The organism is Clostridium sp. SHJSY1 (genome assembly GCF_031626875.1).
In the GTDB taxonomy this organism is placed as follows: Bacteria; Bacillota; Clostridia; order Clostridiales; family Clostridiaceae; genus Clostridium.
On the sequence record NZ_JANDMF010000022.1, the window covers coordinates 12,291 to 30,337 of the forward strand.

Here is an 18,047-nt window from a genome sequence, read left to right on the forward strand (position 1 = left end):
AGGTACTATACTAATTACCTTCTAAAATTTTAACATTTTCTATACCTTTTCTAGTATTTGCCCACTATAAGGAGCTATTGATATCTCTACTTTACCATTTTTAACTTCAATGATTCTATTGTTTAGCTTATCAATTAATTCACTATTATCATCTATTTTAAATTCCAAAAATTCTTCTCTATCTGAAAGATTTAATACTATATATGTTTTTTCATCTTTATAAACTCTACAAAAAATCAATTGCTGATTTTTCGTAACTACTTCAGAAAAATCTCCATATTTTAAGGGCGCTGATTTCTGTCTTATTTCACCTAATTTTTTTATATGCAAATATAGTTCTCTGTTTTCATTAACTATGTTTTTTATATCAAGACTAGGCCTAAGATCATCATCTGTTCCATTATGCTTAACCCCTTCAATTCCCCACTCGCTACCATAATAAATTGAAGGAATCCCTGGCATAGAATATAGCAAAGTATATACATTATATAAATGTTTCTTATTTTTTAATATACTAGCAATTCTATTTACATCATGATTATCAACAAAATTATAAAGACATAAGTCTTTATATATTCCATATCTTCCATGCTGCCTATTCATTGAATAGGCTATTTCAAAATAATTTTTTTCATTATGAGAGGAATATATTCCTTTATAACACTCATAATTCGTTACAGAATCAAGCATTTCTCCATTGGCCCATAATTTATAATCTCCATGAATAACTTCTCCCATAAGCCAAAATTCTTTCTTCTTTTTTTTACAATAACTATTTAAATCTTTAAAAAAGTTTCTATCCATATAGTCAGCTGCATCTAATCTTAATCCATCAATATTAAATTCATCAATCCAATATCCTATAGCCTTAAAAATATGTTCAATAACATCATTATTCCTAATATCTAATTTAACTAAATTATAATGACCATTCCATCCTTCATAAGAAAAATTATCGCCTAATGGACTTTTTCCATAGAAGTTTAAATTCTTAAACCAGCTACAATATATTGATTTTTCTCTGTTTTTCTTGACATCTTCAAATGCCCAAAACTCTCTACCAACATGATTAAAAACTCCATCTAAAACAATTTTAATATCATTTTTGTGAAGTTCATTACATACTTCTTTAAAATCTTCATTAGTTCCAAGCCTTCTGTCTATTTTTAAGAAATCTTTTGTATCATAACCATGCTCATACGACTCAAATATCGGACCAAAATAAATAGCATTTACTGAAAGGCTTTTTAAGTGTGGTATCCATTCCAAAACTTTTTTAATTCTATTAACAGTTTTTTCTTCATTATTAAACTTTGGTGCCTTACAAAAACCTAATGGATAAATATGATAAAAGATACATTCATTAATACAACTATTCACTTCTATTTCTCCTTCAATTTAATATTACTTGCTAATACCAACACAATTGTTCTTCTTTATAATTATTCCTATATCCATCTATTATATCCTTCATTTCATAATTAATTCCATATTTTTTACATACTTTAGTAAACACTTTCCATAAATTCTCTTACCATTTTCCCTATACTCATATCAATTTCCATATGTTTCAAATAATATTTCTAATATTATTTTACCTAAATATATGTATATTTGATTTTTTTCATCATTTATTTACATATATAACATATTATTGTATACTATTATTAGGAAAACTATATAAATTTAGGGAGGAATTATTATGAGAAAGTCCTTATCATTGATTTTAATTTTTTCACTTTCACTATTTCTGCTAATTGGCTGTGGAAAAACAGATAAACCAACAACTATTGTAAACAACTATTTTTCTGATTTAAAATCAAAAGCTAATTCTGATGTGGTGAATAGCGTTATTTCATCCGTTTTTACTAATGATGATGAATCTGTAACCCAAGAAGCAAAAGATACTTTAAGTGAAGTTTTATCAAAACTTGAGGTAGAAACACAAAAAGAAACTATAGATTCTAATACTGCTACAGTTTCTGTAAATATAAAAGGTATATCCCTGTCATCAGTAATGGATAGCTTACTTGAAGAAATTCAAAATTCATCTGAATTACATAACTTAAGCAAAGATGATTTATCCAGAAAAATTTCTGAAATTTTAATTACAAAAATAAAAAATGCAGAACTTCAAGATCGTGTAGGTCAATTAAACCTAAAAAAAGAGAACAATAAATGGACTCTAATCACAAACGATGACGATTTTTTAAATGCTGTCTTTGGAATGACACAATCTCAAATACAGACATTAAAACACTAATTTTTAATAAGGATGCTCTGATTTATAAATGACATCCTTATTGTTTTTTCTTAGTCATAATTTAAACCAAATTCATAATTTCTTTTACTATTTGTATATTTATTATTATAAGTTAAAAAAGACCAGTACTACTGGCCTTTCATCACTATTAGGACTGAAAACAAACCTATCGTTCATCCATATTTACATATTCACGTCTTTCTTGTACATTCATATATGCAGGACGTATTATCTTATTTGTATTTATTAACTCTTCAATTCTATGAGCTGTCCATCCTGAAATACGTGCAATAGCAAATATAGGTGTATATAACTCTAATGGTAAATCAAGCATACTATATACAAATCCACTATAAAAATCAATATTTGCACTTACACCTTTATAAGTTTTTCTCTCTTCTTCTATTACTTTAGGAGCTAGCTTTTCAACAAGAGAATATAGATTATATTCCTTTGTTAATCCTTTCTCTTCAGATAAACTCTTAACAAATTTTTTAAATATGTTTGCTCGTGGATCTGATAGTGAATAAATAGCATGTCCCATTCCATAAATCAATCCTGATTTATCAAAAGCTTCTTTATGAAGTAATGCTCTTAAATACTCAGAAACCTCCTCTTCATCTTCCCAATTAGAAATCTTCTCTTTCATATTCTCAAACATCTGTACAACTTTAATATTTGCTCCACCATGCTTCGGTCCCTTTAATGATCCAAGGGCGGCTGCTATAGTTGAATAAGTGTCTGTTCCTGAAGACGATACTACATGAGTTGTAAATGTTGAATTGTTTCCTCCACCATGTTCTGCATGAAGTACTAATGCTATATCTAAAATTCTTGCTTCTAGCTCAGTATATTTACTATTTGGACGTAGCATATATAAAATATTCTCTGCTGTAGATAATTCCTCTTTAGGAGTATGAATTATAAGACTTTTATCATTATAATAATGAACATATGCTTGATATCCATAAACAGATAAAAGTGGAAAAAGAGCAATTAACTGAAGGCATTGCCTTAAAACATTAGCAATGCTTGTATCATTAGCATTTTCATCATATGAATATAATGTAAGTACACTTCTTGCTAAAGTATTCATCATATCAAAACTAGGAGCCTTCATTATAATATCTCTAACAAATGATGTTGGAAGAGTTCTATATTTAGATATTATTTGGGTAAAATCACTTAATTGAGTTTTGGTAGGCATTTCTCCTAAAATTAAAAGGTATGTTGTCTCCTCAAATCCAAAGCGTTTTTCTTTTACAAAACCCTCTACTATCTTTTCAATATCTATCCCTCGATAAAATAATTTCCCATCACACGGAACTTTTTTGCCATCTACAATAGTTTTAGATTGTATATCTGATATTTCTGTTAATCCTGTAAGAACTCCATTTCCATTTAGATCACGAAGACCTTGATTAACCTCATATTTTGTATATAAACTAGAGTCAATCGAACTGTTTCTTATACAAATATCTTTTAATTCAACTACTTCTGGAGTAATGCTTGAATAATTATTTTGAAATATGTTTTGCACATTCTTCACTCCTTTCTTCCATTTTTTATTATTTTAAAACACATATGATATATTTTAACACATGCATAATTAAAATGTACATTTTTTTATCAATTAATTTATTATCAAGATATTATTTGATAATTTAAAAAATAAAGAACAATATTTTTATATTTACATATTTTTCATTAATATTGTATAAATATGAAAAAAGTTCTTTTAATTTCTCACTTTATATCATATTTTAAATTTATATATTTATTTTTTACCATATATGGAATATAATAAAATTGTATTATATGTAATATTTATTAGTGAAATTATATTAATAGCTAAAACTAGAGAATAGTTTTAAGAAAGAAGGTTTTTTTAATGAAGTCAAAAAAAATCATAGTGTGTTTTACACTAGCAGTTTTATTAGTTTTGGGAATTGTTTTTTGGAAAGTTTCTTCAAATGACAATTTAAATGAGGAGTCAGAAATTAGTGAAACTACTACTGATTCAGTTAATAATTCTAATAAAGATTCAAACACTGAAGACAGTTCTGCTACATCAGAATCAAAAGTTGATGCATCTAATAGTGATAAAACTACTGATCAATCAAATAACTCTAACACCCAAGAAGTTACAACTAATAGCAAGTTATCTGGTAAAGATGCAGTTATAAGTATACTTAAACACTTTGTTGATGAAGATGAAGTTAAATCTCAACACATAATTCCTATTGCGTTAAATGGACAAGTTGCAAAAGCAGAAGATAATGATAACACATTTTTCTGTGATTCTAAAGAATTAAATGATAGTACCAAAACTGGATTAATTATAATACTAGAATCATACGATGAATCCAATAACTCATATAAATATAATCTTAAAGACTACCATGCTATTGTTAATGGAAAAGATGATTCTATGGGAACTGGTACTGTCTCTGGAGATGGTTCTGTAACTGAAGATTAAAAGGTTAATTATTTAAAAACTATATCTAATGAAGAATATGGTATTTCTTTTACATTAAGTAAATATATGAATTTATAAAGAATAATAGAATAGTTTTAAAACATAGTATAATGTTCATGAAGTGACCTTCATGAACATTATTAGCAAACTGCATATTTTTTTATTATAATGTTCTTATGCACCATACATCACAAGCATAATGCTCTGTTTCAACTACTGGCTTTTCTAACTTAGCAAAGCCATGCCTTTCATAAAATTTAATAGCTGCAATCATATTGGAAAATGTTTCAAGATAGCATTTCTTATAGTATTTTTTTGCAAATTCTAAAGCAATTTCTAATAATTCATTAGATATCCCAGTACCTCTCACCTCTTTAAACGAATACATCTTCTGTAATTCACATATATCTTCTGTATTATTTAAAGGCCCAATACCACAACCAGCCACTATTTTACCATTATCTTCAACAACCCAATATTTAGATTTTTCATTTTGATAAACTTCATAAAACCTTCCTAAATTTTCATCTTCCCATGCACAACCTGGTTTGTTTGCCCCAAATTCTATCAGGCATGTCCTAATAAGTAGCTCTACTTGACTATTATCTTTCTTCTGAATTTCTCTAATTATCATAAGGTACCTCCATTATATTTTATAAATTTAACATTCTATCTACTATATCATTTTAATTTACTGGTAATCTAAATTCGAATATAGTTCTATCATTATCACTATAAGCTTCTATCTCTCCATTATGCAATTCTATAATATTTTTTGTTATGGCTAGCCCTAATCCAGATCCACCTATATTACTATTTCTTGATTTTTCTATTCTATAAAATCTATCAAATATACATGGTAAATCAATTGATGATATTACTTCTCCATAATTTATAACTTGAACTACTGCCATATTCTCCTGAAGCCTTGCTATTACATCAATATAGTAACCATCATGCCCATATTTAATTGCATTAGTTAATAAATTTTCAAACGCTCTCACTAATTTTTCTGAATCTGCATTTACAATTAGCTTATCATCTGAAAATTTAATTCTTGATTTCATATTAGCATGCTTAAATTGATATTCAAAATAAGCAACTACTTGGCCTAATAGTTCCACTAAATTAATATCACTTTTATTTAGTTTAATACTATTATTCTGCATTTTAGTAAGCTCAAATAAATCATTTATAAGCAAACTTAAACTCTTGGATTTTTCATATGCTATATTAGCATAATATCTCAGTTCAACTTCATCTTTATATTTATCTCCATCGATAATTTCTAAATATCCCATTATAGAGGTTAATGGAGTTCTTAAATCATGTGAAACATTAGTTATTAGTTCATTTTTAGTTTTTTGTGCTTTCCTCTCTTCTTCAGTTATTTCTTTAAGCTGTGTTGATATACTATTTATATTTTTAGCTAGCTCTTTAATATCTCCTTTTGACTTATCATCTATAAATCTATCTAAATCACCACTGGCCATTATTTCAGTTTGATTTATAATATCCATCAAGCTCTTTGTTTTTTTATATGTTATTAAAATGTAAAATATAGAAAATAATATTACACCTAAAATTAGATATGTGAAATCTCCCAATATTTCATACTTAATAATCCTCCAATATTCCCAGAAGTAATAAACAAATATTATATTAGTGTTTCTATATAAATAATCTAAGATTACAGAACTTATACTTATTGTAATACATGTTAACAGCAAAGCTCCTGTAAAATCACCTAGTGTTGATAACCAAAACTTATACAACCTTCTATTTTTCAATTTTATAACCTACTCCCCAAACAGTATGAATTATCTCATTACCTTCCATGTATTTTTCTATCTTATCTCTAATTCTACTCATATGCACCATAACTGTATTATTAGATTGGTAATAGCTCTCTTTCCACACTCTTTCAAAAATTTCTTCTGCACTAAAAACCCTTCCTCTATTTGTAGCTAATAAATATAAAATTTCAAATTCTCTTGCTGTTAAAGCTACTTCACTATCTTCTATCATAACCTTATGCTTAATCTTATCTATAACCATTGATTCAATTCTTATTATGTTGTCTAAAACCTGTATTTTAGTATTTAAGAAATACGTTCTTCTTAATAATGCTCTTATCCTAACCATAAGTTCCAAATTATTAAAAGGCTTACATAAATAATCATCTGCACCTGTCATAATTCCCTGTATCTTGTCCATATCTTCTGCTTTTGCACTTAGCATAAGAATTGGTATGCCATATTTTTCTCTTACATTTCTGCAAACTTCTAATCCATCCATCACTGGCATCATTATATCTAAAACTATTAAATGTATTTTTTCAATTTCTAATATTTTTAAAGCTTCTTCTCCACAACTTGCCTTAAAAACAGTAAACCCATCATTTCTAAGATTTATTTCTAACAAATCTCTTATTTCTTTTTCATCATCTACTACAAGAATATTATTATTCATCTTATCCCCCAATCATATATCTATTTTTCTAAATACTCCTCCAAGGTTATTTCATTATCATAAATATACTTAGCAGCAGTTTTTCCCACATACCTAATATGCCAAGGTTCATATTCTATACCAGTAATGTTTTTTTTACCTGCTGGATACCTTATAATAAAGCCGAATTTATAACAATTTTTTGTAAGCCACTTTGCTTCTTTTGTTCCATTCACAAAATATTTATCTTTATTAGTAACATCAATACATAAGCCTGTTTGATGCTCGCTAAATCCTGGTTTTGCTACATATGCTACTGCAAGTTTTTTACCTTCTACTTTTACTCTATTTTCAAAAATTTCTTCTTGAGATTTATATGATCTATAACCTGAGTTTCCAAGTAATATTATTCCTTCATCTTTAGCCTTTTTTATCAATTCTTCTAAAGGCTTTGCTATAATTCCTGCTATATGTTTTTCTTCAAAACTTATTCCATCTGCAAATTCTATTTTGGGAATAGTTAAATTTGGAGGCTCATAATCTTTGCTTAATCCATGCTTTTCATTTACTAATAATAATTCTGAATTTACATTTCCTGATACTTGTCTGTCTTTATCATTTGAACTTGCACCTCCATTTAAGCTTGTGCAACCTTTGATATAACAAAATGTCCAACTTATCATAATAATTAATATAATCTTTTTCAATTTATTCTTCACATTATTCCCTCCCTTTCCAATTCATTATAGGAGAGAGAGTTTACAACATTGATAAAAATTTCTTAAGAAACCTTAAGTTTATAAGACTGTCTAAAATAAATGAATTCATATTTTTTTTATAAACTTATATTAACACATTCCATTCCATTTTTTAACACAACAAAAAAACTCACAAATATCAATTTAGATTTTTGTAAGCTCAAACTGGAAATACATCCTATTTTCATTGTTTTTTAAATCATCTAATCTTTTTCTCTGCTCCTCATTTTTACTACAATTATGTACATGTCCATAAAGATGAATTGCATCACCAAAATATCCTTGCCATTCTAAAATTGGATAATGGAATAAAATTAACAATATTACTATGATAAAAATGTGTGTCTGATGTAAAATAAATCATTACTTTCCTCCTTATTTGTTAGCTTTAGTTATATATACGAATTTCTAACATGAATATATATTAATTCTCTTACCATATCCACAGTTTTAGGTATATCTATTTCATATGGGCACTCTTTCATACATGTCATATTTGTACACTTTTTACACCTATATGCACTTTCATTTATACTCATATCAAGTTTTCTAAGAGCCCAATAATCTTTCCCCATGAAATAATAATTATACTGCCTAAAAAGTATATGTATTTCAGTTCCATATACACATCTACACCTTTGACACCTATCGCAAAAAATTGGCTTAAAACTCTTTTCAAGCTCTGATATTACCTCTAAAAAACTTGGTCTATTATAATTTTCAGGTTCTATTAATCCTTCATTTGCTTGTTCCTTTGTTCCAATTCCTATTAATGCACTTGAAATAGGATATGAAAGCACTCCAGATATTAGTTTCTCCACTGAGAAGAATGATGGTAGTATTCCTGCTGCATAAACTTTATTTAGAATAAATCCCTTTTCTCTAAACAGTGTTTCTCCTTCTATTCTATCTAGCATGCCTCTTTCAAAAATATTCCCACTTCCTTGAAGCACATCTACCCTATTGTCTTTTGCACCTCTTAATAATATGTCATAATAGTGTGTCGCTACCCCTATAAATCTTATTTTACCTTCTGCCTTCAATTCATTTAAAGCATCTATTGCCCCATATTTTCCAAATGTAACATCTTCATTACCTTCATCTACTTGATGCACAAAATATATATCTGAATATGTTCCTAGATTCTCGCAGGATTTATTTACAGCTTCATACATCTCATCTCCAGTAAAAAATCTTGCCTTATCTGATATGATAATCTTCTCTCTTCCTATCTTACCAGCAAACTTTCCTAATTTTATTTCTGCATCTCCATACTCAGGTACTATTGCTGTATCATAAAAGTTACAACCTAAATTAAATGCATGTTTCATTATATCTATTGCCGTTTCTTCATCTGGACTATAGTAATCTGGTAAAACAGGTACATTACCACTAAGTATAGGAATGGTACCAAATGAAATTTCAGATACTTTTACCCCTGTTTTTCCTAAATATCTATACCTCATAGCTCCCCACCAAAACTAAAAGAATCATCTTCTACTAAAGTATTTTCTAATAATTTTTTTGAATTAAGATTTGAACACCATGCAAAAGTTCTTGATTCAATACTTTCAAGTCCTATTGGAAAATTTATTTCCTTCAAACTATAACAAAATGCAAAGGCTTCTTTTCTTATATTCTTTAATGTTGATGGTAACACCACTCTTTCCAAACTTTTGCATCTGTAAAATGTTTTTTCTGGAATTTCAGTAATACCTTCTGGTATAATAATATTTTTTAAGGATGAACAATTATCAAAAGCTCTCAATCCTATATATTCAAGTTTATCTGAAAGCTCTATACTTTCTAATGAATAGCAAGCTTGAAAAGCAAACTTTTCTATTCTTTTCACACTCTCTGCATTTTTTACTGACACAAGAGATTTACATTGCTCAAAAGCACTTTTACCAATTATTTCAGTATCTTTTGTCAAATTTATATATGTGAGTAAATGACTGCTTTTAAACACATTATCTCCAATATCAGTTATTCCATCTATCAGATTTAATTTTTTAATATTTCCTGTACATTCAACTAACTTATTGCTTTCATTTGTTTTAAAACAATTTAAACAGTCCATAAATATTTGCTTTACACTTTTATGTAACGCTTCATTATCTCTATCTGAAATATTTTCTAATTTATATTCTTTTCCATCAGCAGTAACTACCTTTTTTAGATTAATACAATTTCTAAATGCATATTGTTCTATAATTGTTTTTGAAGAAGAAAAAGTTACTCCTGTCAAGTCATAACAATTCACAAAAGCCCATCCTGAAACCAACTTTACATAGTCAGGTATTATTACATCTCCTTTACAAAAAGATGCATCAATTAATATGTTATTTATAATTACCATATCATTTTCTATTCTTTTATTCTCTAACCATGTTGTATTGTAAAAAGCTCTTTCTCCAATATATTCTACACTTTCAGGAATATATATTTCCTCAAGTGTCATGGCATCTTTAAAGACTTCATTTTCAATTCTTTTGATGCCATTTGGAATGTGTATACATACTCCTTTATTTATATACCTTAATATAGACAAATTTTCATCTATATCAAAACAACTCATAGCATTACTATATATCTCTTTTATTATGTCAGGAATTTCTTTTTTTAATATTACTAAATAATCTTCTGTAGAATAATAAATATCTTCAATTCCTATTTCTTTAATTGCAGTACATCCTGCAAAAGCATAACTTCCAAATATAAACGCTTCAGATGTTAATCGAATTTTTTCTAAACCACTACAATCCTCAAAACAATGAGCTGAAATATATGTTGTACTATTTAAACAAATACATTTTAATGAAATACAACCATAAAAAGCTTCTTCTTCTATCTGCTTTATATTTTTAAACTCAAAATTTTTTAATGATTTACATTCATAAAAGCAACCTTTACCTATATGTTCTAACTCTTTACATTTGCATACCTCAAGAGATCTACATCCACAAAATGCTTCTTTTCCAAAAGTTGTTGTGCCTTTAAATGTAATATACTTAAGATTTGTACAATACGAAAATGTCCCAGTTCCTATTTCTTGAACATATCCACCTACCTCTATTAATGACACACATTTTTCAAATGCTCTCTTGGCAATATTTCTTAATGATGCTGGAAAATCAACTTTTTTTATGTTTCTACATCCAGAAAAAGCACCTTCACCTATATTTATAAGACTTTGTGGAAATACGACACTAGTTATATTATCATTTCTTGAAAAAGCATATGGCAAAATATTTACTACACCTTCTGGAATTATTATCTCCCCTACAAACTCTTTGCCATCAACAACTGTATTTGATATTATGACAAGCTTTGAATTACTTTTTAATTTCTCTAAAAAAGCAGTATTTCTAAAAGCATCTGCCTGTATATCTACACAGTTTACCATAATATTTTCAAGTCTTTTGCAACCACTAAAAGCATTTTCACCTATATATAAAGCATCTCTTGATGGAACTTTTAATATTTCACTACATCCATAAAATGCATTATCATGTATATATGTAATTTCACCTTCTGCTATAACCTTTTCTAATGATGTGCAATATGAAAAAACTCCTTCTTCAAGCTTTGCTATACTGTTAGGTAGTATAACTTCTTTAATAGAGGTACACCCACAAAAACACCTTGCTCCAATTCTTTTAAGCGATTTAGGTAATTTTATAGATGTAATTTTTGTATTTCCATAAAAAGCTCCTCCTGCAATAATAGTTGTTCCCTCTGGAATTACAACATCTCCAGAAAGGCTTTTCCCATCCATAAAAATGTTGCTATCTTCTATATTATTCTTTATATAAATACTATCTTCAAAAGCATTTCTACCAATATACTCAATAGATTTTGGAAGGTTAACATATTTTAGCGATGTACATCTAAATGCAAATTTATCTCCAATAGATTTTACTCCATCACAAAAAGTTAACTTGTTCAATTTATTACATTCTGAAAGTATATCAGTACCACATTCCTTTGAATCACAATCAATAATTGCCTGTCTTATACCTGATTTTGTAAACACATTATTTCCAAGCCTATTCAATGACTTTGGTAAATATATTTCTTTTATACAGCTACATTTATAGAAAGCCAAATCTCCTATACTCTTCAACTTTTCTGGGAATTGTATATTCTTTAATGAGTTACAACCATAAAAAGCTTGATTGCTAATTTCTCTTAATTGATTTCCAAACCTAACATCACTTAAATTTTTGCATCTATTAAATGTGGATTTTTCTATCAAAGTCAGTGTTTCAGGTAATTCTATCGATTTAATTTTTACACAATTTTCAAAAGCAGATTCACCTAGCTTCTCCAATCCTTCTTGAAGATTTATTGTTTGTAAAAGCAAACAATCCATAAATGCTCCTTCATGAATTTCTTTTATAGACCTTGGTAAAATTACTCTCCCAATTGCTTCATTTCCTGCAAAAGCTTTTTCTCCAATTACTGTTATTCCTTCTGGAACAGCTACTCTCTCCTCATTTCCTCTGTATTTAATCAATGTAGTGCCACTAATAAAAAAGTTATTTAGTAGTTGTGAATGAATTATATGTACTATTGGATGAATATTCTCATCATATGTATTCAAATGCCCTTTAATTTCATATGTACTTCCATCTGACAATGTAATAAATTTTAATGTTGTACAGTTTTTAAAAGCATCAGAACTTATATTAACTTTATCATTAGCAAACTCTATTCTCTCTAAATTTATGCAATTTCTAAATGCCCTACTCCCAATTTCAGTTAGAGTTTTAGGAAGTTTTATAGAAATCACACCCTTTTTATCAAAGAAACAACTTTTCCCAATAGCAGTTATTCCCTTTGGAACATCTATATCTTTCACATTTATAAGAAATCTTGATAAAATTCCGTTTTCTATTTCCATCATTCTATATATATCTTTAGCAATTGCTTTAATTACAGGATGAACATCTGAATTTGATGATATTATTTCAATTGCACTTTCCATATTAAAAATAGCTCCATCACTTAAAGTTATTTTAGAAATTTTCCCGCATCCTGTAAACACATCACATATGGATGATATATCCAAATCACATGAGACTTCTACATTTTTTAGATTCACATCATTTGAAAACACTTGTTTACCTAGATGTTTTATCCCTAGCATAGAAACATATTCAAGATTATCACAATATAGAAACACACAGTTACTGAGACTTTTTATTGATAAGGGTAATTCTACTCTTTCTAAAGAATGGCAACGATGAAAAGCATATTCTCCTATAAATTTAAGATTTGAAGGAAAGTTGATTTTTTTTAATTTTCTACATCCTTTAAAGGCAGTATCCATAATATCTGTTATAGTTTCAGGAAGAATTATTTCTTCTATAGATGCACACCCTTTAAATGCTCCTTTGCCTATTACTTTAACTTTCTCTGGAACAATAACTTTAGCCTCTCTAAGTGTATATCTTTCTAAAATTCCATTCTTTATAATAAATCCTGCTTCCATTAATCCAGCCTCTTTCCTTCATCAAATATTTTTTTTATAGTATATTTTAGTTCCTCTATATTACCACATTTATATAATTCATCTTTATACTGTCTAGTTTCCTTTTGTGCTCTCACCCAATATGCTGCAATTTTTTTAATATATGCAATTGTGAAGGTTTCATCATAATATTTTGCTGTTAAATCAACCTGTTCAATTAAAAATGTATATTTACTTTTTTTAATTTCTTTATGGGTAAGTTCACTAAATATAAATGGATTTTCAATAGCATATCTTGCAATCATCACCCCATCTGCTCCTGTAAGATCCATCATCTTTTTTGCATCCTCTGCAGAAAAAACACCTCCATTTGCAATTACAGGTATTTTAACAACTGATTTTGCCTCCTCTATTTGGTCAAAATATGGATCCCCATAATACATCATATTTCTACTTCTTCCATGAACAGTAATCATATCTGCCCCTGAATCTTCGCACACCTTTGCAAATTCTGCTGCAATCATTTTATCCTCTAGAATTCCCACACGAAATTTTACAGTAACTACTTTACCACTCTTTTTGCAACCTTTAATAATTTCTGATGATTTTTTTAAATCTGCAAGAAGAGCACTTCCTTGCCCACTTTTAAATACATTTGGTACTGGACACCCCATATTTATATCTATTATGTCAAACTCTTGGAGATAATCACTTATTGCCATTTTCTCTATTATCCTTGGATCAGAACCTATTAATTGAGCTGCTTTTATCTTTTCTTTTTCAGTTGTAAAAAGTAATTTTCTAGTCTCTTTATCTTGATATCTAAGAGCATTACAGTTTACCATCTCTGTAAAGCACAATCCTGCACCTAGTTCACTACACATAATTCTAAAAGGATAACAAGTATAACTAGCAAGAGGCGCCATAAGAACATTTGATGGTAGCACTATATTTCCAATTCTTAATTCTTTTATCTCCAAATTAAACACTCTCCCTACAAACATATTCACTTTTTAATAGTATACTATATTTTTCTATGAATTTATGTTTTTATAATAATTTGCATAAATACTCCTCAGATTATTTAGGACATTTTGTAATTTTATGTTATAATGCCTTTATAATATTTTACTTCATATGTTATTTTATTACAAATAACTACATTTTTATCTATTTTGTATTTAAAAATAATTACGAAAGGAGTGATGAATAGTCGCCTTTGGCTAAGTTTTTGGAAATATAAATGATAAAACAGAAAACTAAAATATTATTAAACACATGATAAATCATTTACACTGGGGGGATTAATTTGTTTTTTGATATGAAAAAGACTAGATTTTTTAAAAGAGGATTCACACTAGCCATTGCTGGTATAATGATGTTATTTGCAATGGTAAGCTCAAAACCTTATAAGGTAGAGGCTGCTACAACTTCTGTTAGCCAACTTAAAGTAAGCAGAAGTCAATTGTGTGATGCTAATGGTAATGCTATTCAGTTAAAAGGAATGAGTTCACATGGACTTCAATGGTCTGTTGGAAACTACATGAATTATGATAGCATGAAATTTTTAAGAGACAACTGGGGTGTTAATGTTGTGCGTGCTGCAATGTATACTGGCGAAAATGGATACATCTCAAACCCAACAACAACAAAAGCAAGAGTTAAAGAAATAGTTCAAGCTGCTATTGATTTAAAGATGTATGTAGTTATTGACTGGCACATACTGAGTGATAACAATCCTAATACTTATAAGGAACAAGCAAAATCATTCTTTCAAGAAATGGCTAAAACATATGGAAATACTCCAAATGTAATATATGAAATTTGTAATGAACCAAATGGAGTTAATTGGTCAAATGATATAAAACCTTATGCTGACTATATAATTCCTGCTATAAGAGCTATAGATCCTGATAATATAATCATTGTTGGTACAAGCAATTGGAGCCAAGATGTGGATGTTGCTGCAAGCAATCCTTTATCATACTCTAATATAATGTATGCTTGTCATTTCTATGCTGGATCACATGGGCAAGAGCTTAGAGATAAAATAAATACTGCTATGTCAAAAGGCTCAGCTGTTTTTGTATCTGAGTGGGGAACTTCTGATGCTTCTGGAGATGGTGGTCCATATTTAGATAAATCTCAGCAATGGATTGACTTTATGAATTCAAAAAAAATAAGCTGGATTAACTGGTCTTTATCTAATACTACTCAATCATCTTCAGCATTAAAATCTAATGCAAATACAAATGGTGGTTGGAGTGATTCTGATCTTACAACTTCGGGCCTATTTGTAAAGAAAAATATTAGTGGTGTTTCATCAACAACACCAGTTACTGATACACCTGTTCAAGAACCAACAGGAAAAATAGTTTCTAATGTAGATGTAACATCTGCAATTACAACTGATTGGGGGACTGGAGCAACTGTTCAATTAACTATAAAGAATAATAACTCTACTCCAATAAATGGTTGGACGTTATCATGGGCTTTACCTAACAATCAATCTATTACTGCTATGTGGAATGGTACTTATACGCAAAATAAGTCAAATATAAATGTTACAAGTGATAGTTCTCATAGTTATATTGCTGCTAATGGTGGAACTCAAACTCTTGTATATAATATAAACTATAGTGGTTCAAATACTCAACCAAGAAATTTTACATTAAGAACTGCTAATTCTGCTTCTAATGTTTCTGCTCAAGATATTACATATGAAGTATCCCCTGATTGGGGGTCTGGAGCAACTATTCATTTAACTATAAAAAATAATAGTTCTACTCCTATAAATGGTTGGAAATTATCATGGACTTTACCTAATAACCAATCTATCACTGATATGTGGAATGGTACTTATACAAAAAGTGGTTCAACTATAAATGTTACAAGTGATAATTATCATAATTATATAGCTGCTAATGGCGGAACTCAAACTCTTGTATATAATATAAATTATATTGGTTCAAATACAAAACCAACAAACTTCATGTTAAATGGAACACCTTGTTTGGTTAAATAATATATTGATAATCTTAAAATGCCTCACAGTAAAATTGCTGTGGGGTTTATTCTGATATTTACAATTATAAATATATATTTAACTCTCATATTCTAACTTCTTATATTAATCTTTTATCTAAAAATCACCAAAAGAAAATATAAAATTCTACATTTTTATTCTTTTTTTCACAACATGCAAACTTATTATCAAACACTTTTCGCCATAAAATATTACATATTGACATGCTTATACATTTGTAGTATTGTTTTTCTTGTATTTGATTTATTTGTTGTTCAATCAATAAATTAACATATTTTATAGAGGAGTGTAATAATGAAACCAAAAGTAAAAAAAATAATTTTAATTCTTACTTCTATTTGTATTTCTTTGTTTTCTTACAAATCAATGTATGTGTACGGTAGTACTAGCTCTAATGCATTAGGGACAGCGTCTGACTTCAGCATATTTGTTCTTAATGACCATATCCACAAGAATTCTGACACAACTGGAAGGGTTGCGGTTGGCAATAATGCAACTTATGAAAATTATAGTATAGGGAATTCTTTAGATATGTCTAATAGTAGAAGTGATCTTATTGTAGGAAATACATTAACCGCAATTGGCGGAAATAATTTTAACGGAAATACCTCAATTGGTTCTAAAGGCAAAGTTATTAATTATACAATGACAAATAACAACAATATTTCAAATCAACCAAAAAAAGAAAATATTATTGATTTTAATCAAGAAAAAAATTATCTTTATACAAAAACAAAAGAATTGAATTCATTGACTCCTAATGGAAGCGTTTCCAATAATTATGGTCAATTAAATTTAAAAGGGTCTAATGAAACTTTAATCGTCTTTAACATAACAAGTGACAACCTAAAAGGAATAAATGGGATAAATCTTGATGTTCCTGAAAGTGCAACAGTAATTATAAATATAATAGGTAAAAATACAGAAATAGGAAACTTATCTATTTTTTACAAAATGAATATTCCATCTGAAAATATTTATAAGAGATGGTTATGGAATTTTCCGCAAACTGAGACATTAAATTTATATAGTATTTCAGTAAAAGGAAGTATTTTGGCTCCATATGCTACATTTGATGCTAAGGGATCTGGAAATATAGAAGGTACCATTGTGTTAAATAATTTCTATAATTACAATTCAGGATTTGAAGTACATAATCATCCTTTTAATGGTTCAATTTCAACTGATGACAAAAGTAAGACAACCACTACATCAAGTGAAAAAAATTCAAATAAAGAACAATCTTCAGATAATATAACCAAAAATGTTACTACCCCTAAAAAAGCAGAATCTAAATCTAATGAAGATACTTTTAATACAGCAAAAGAAACAACATCTAAAACTGAAATAAATAAAAATACAAATACAAATTCAGATATAGTTGAAAATAATACAGCTGGAAAAACTAATTTAGAGAATTCAACAGAAGCAAAAGAAACTACTGATAGTCCTAAAACAGGAGATACAAAAAGCCTTAATATTACACTTTTTCTTTTAGGTGCTAGTATCATAGCTTTAATTTTCTCACGTAAATTTAGTTAATAAAAAAATTATATACTTATATAAATACCCTA

Annotated in this window: 13 protein-coding genes; 4 read left to right on the forward strand and 9 right to left on the reverse strand. The window is 28.2% G+C overall.

The window, feature by feature from the left end; all coding sequences use genetic code 11:
- Window positions 1-39: 39 nt before the first annotated feature.
- The gene (locus tag NNC19_RS11405) at window positions 40-1,380 is read right to left on the reverse strand and encodes an alpha-amylase family glycosyl hydrolase (RefSeq protein WP_310938780.1); all 1,341 of its coding nucleotides are present in this window, start codon (window positions 1,378-1,380) and stop codon (window positions 40-42) included.
- A gap of 322 nt (window positions 1,381-1,702) precedes the next feature.
- Between NNC19_RS11405 and NNC19_RS11410 the strand changes: the two genes are divergently transcribed.
- Entirely contained in the window at window positions 1,703-2,263 is a 561-nt protein-coding gene (locus tag NNC19_RS11410; protein WP_310938781.1) for a DUF5105 domain-containing protein, read from the forward strand.
- A 166-nt stretch (window positions 2,264-2,429) separates the two neighbouring features.
- On the opposite strand, the gene NNC19_RS11415 is transcribed toward NNC19_RS11410, so the two are convergent.
- Window positions 2,430-3,794 carry a citrate/2-methylcitrate synthase gene (locus tag NNC19_RS11415; protein ID WP_310938834.1) on the reverse strand — a complete coding sequence of 455 codons (1,365 nt, stop codon included), beginning with the start codon at window positions 3,792-3,794 and terminating at the stop codon, window positions 2,430-2,432.
- Window positions 3,795-4,154: 360 nt separating this feature from the next.
- Here NNC19_RS11415 and NNC19_RS11420 point away from each other — a divergent pair, with 360 nt between their 5' ends.
- Entirely contained in the window at window positions 4,155-4,742 is a 588-nt protein-coding gene (locus tag NNC19_RS11420) for a hypothetical protein (RefSeq protein WP_310938782.1), read from the forward strand.
- 163 nt (window positions 4,743-4,905) lie between these two features.
- Here the strand turns inward: NNC19_RS11420 and NNC19_RS11425 are convergent, their stop codons facing one another.
- The 7 genes from NNC19_RS11425 to NNC19_RS11455 form a co-directional block, all read right to left on the reverse strand.
- Complete coding sequence (locus tag NNC19_RS11425) at window positions 4,906-5,376, reverse strand: GNAT family N-acetyltransferase (RefSeq protein ID WP_310938783.1); 471 nt, start codon at window positions 5,374-5,376, stop codon at window positions 4,906-4,908.
- A 52-nt stretch (window positions 5,377-5,428) separates the two neighbouring features.
- Window positions 5,429-6,532, reverse strand: a complete 1,104-nt coding sequence (locus tag NNC19_RS11430; protein WP_310938784.1) for a HAMP domain-containing sensor histidine kinase — start codon at window positions 6,530-6,532, stop codon at window positions 5,429-5,431.
- The gene (locus tag NNC19_RS11435; RefSeq protein WP_310938785.1) at window positions 6,522-7,214 is read right to left on the reverse strand and encodes a response regulator transcription factor; all 693 of its coding nucleotides are present in this window, start codon (window positions 7,212-7,214) and stop codon (window positions 6,522-6,524) included. Before NNC19_RS11435 ends, NNC19_RS11430 begins: the two co-directional genes overlap by 11 nt.
- A 20-nt stretch (window positions 7,215-7,234) precedes the next feature.
- Complete coding sequence (locus NNC19_RS11440; protein WP_396136414.1) at window positions 7,235-7,876, reverse strand: M15 family metallopeptidase; 642 nt, start codon at window positions 7,874-7,876, stop codon at window positions 7,235-7,237.
- A gap of 467 nt (window positions 7,877-8,343) precedes the next feature.
- Window positions 8,344-9,417: an aldo/keto reductase gene (locus NNC19_RS11445; protein WP_310938787.1), complete on the reverse strand. Its 1,074-nt coding sequence runs from the start codon at window positions 9,415-9,417 to the stop codon at window positions 8,344-8,346.
- Window positions 9,414-13,448 carry a leucine-rich repeat domain-containing protein gene (locus tag NNC19_RS11450; RefSeq protein ID WP_310938788.1) on the reverse strand — a complete coding sequence of 1,345 codons (4,035 nt, stop codon included), beginning with the start codon at window positions 13,446-13,448 and terminating at the stop codon, window positions 9,414-9,416. The genes NNC19_RS11445 and NNC19_RS11450 overlap by 4 nt, the downstream gene beginning before the upstream one ends.
- Entirely contained in the window at window positions 13,448-14,407 is a 960-nt protein-coding gene (locus NNC19_RS11455) for a tRNA dihydrouridine synthase (RefSeq protein WP_396136413.1), read from the reverse strand. The genes NNC19_RS11450 and NNC19_RS11455 overlap by 1 nt, the downstream gene beginning before the upstream one ends.
- 341 nt (window positions 14,408-14,748) lie before the next feature.
- Here NNC19_RS11455 and NNC19_RS11460 point away from each other — a divergent pair, with 341 nt between their 5' ends.
- Together NNC19_RS11460 and NNC19_RS11465 are read left to right on the forward strand one after the other, a co-directional pair.
- Window positions 14,749-16,452, forward strand: coding sequence for a cellulase family glycosylhydrolase (locus tag NNC19_RS11460; RefSeq protein ID WP_310938790.1), 1,704 nt, complete (start codon window positions 14,749-14,751; stop codon window positions 16,450-16,452).
- A gap of 315 nt (window positions 16,453-16,767) precedes the next feature.
- Complete coding sequence (locus NNC19_RS11465; protein ID WP_310938791.1) at window positions 16,768-18,015, forward strand: choice-of-anchor A family protein; 1,248 nt, start codon at window positions 16,768-16,770, stop codon at window positions 18,013-18,015.
- The last annotated feature ends 32 nt before the right edge of the window (window positions 18,016-18,047 follow it).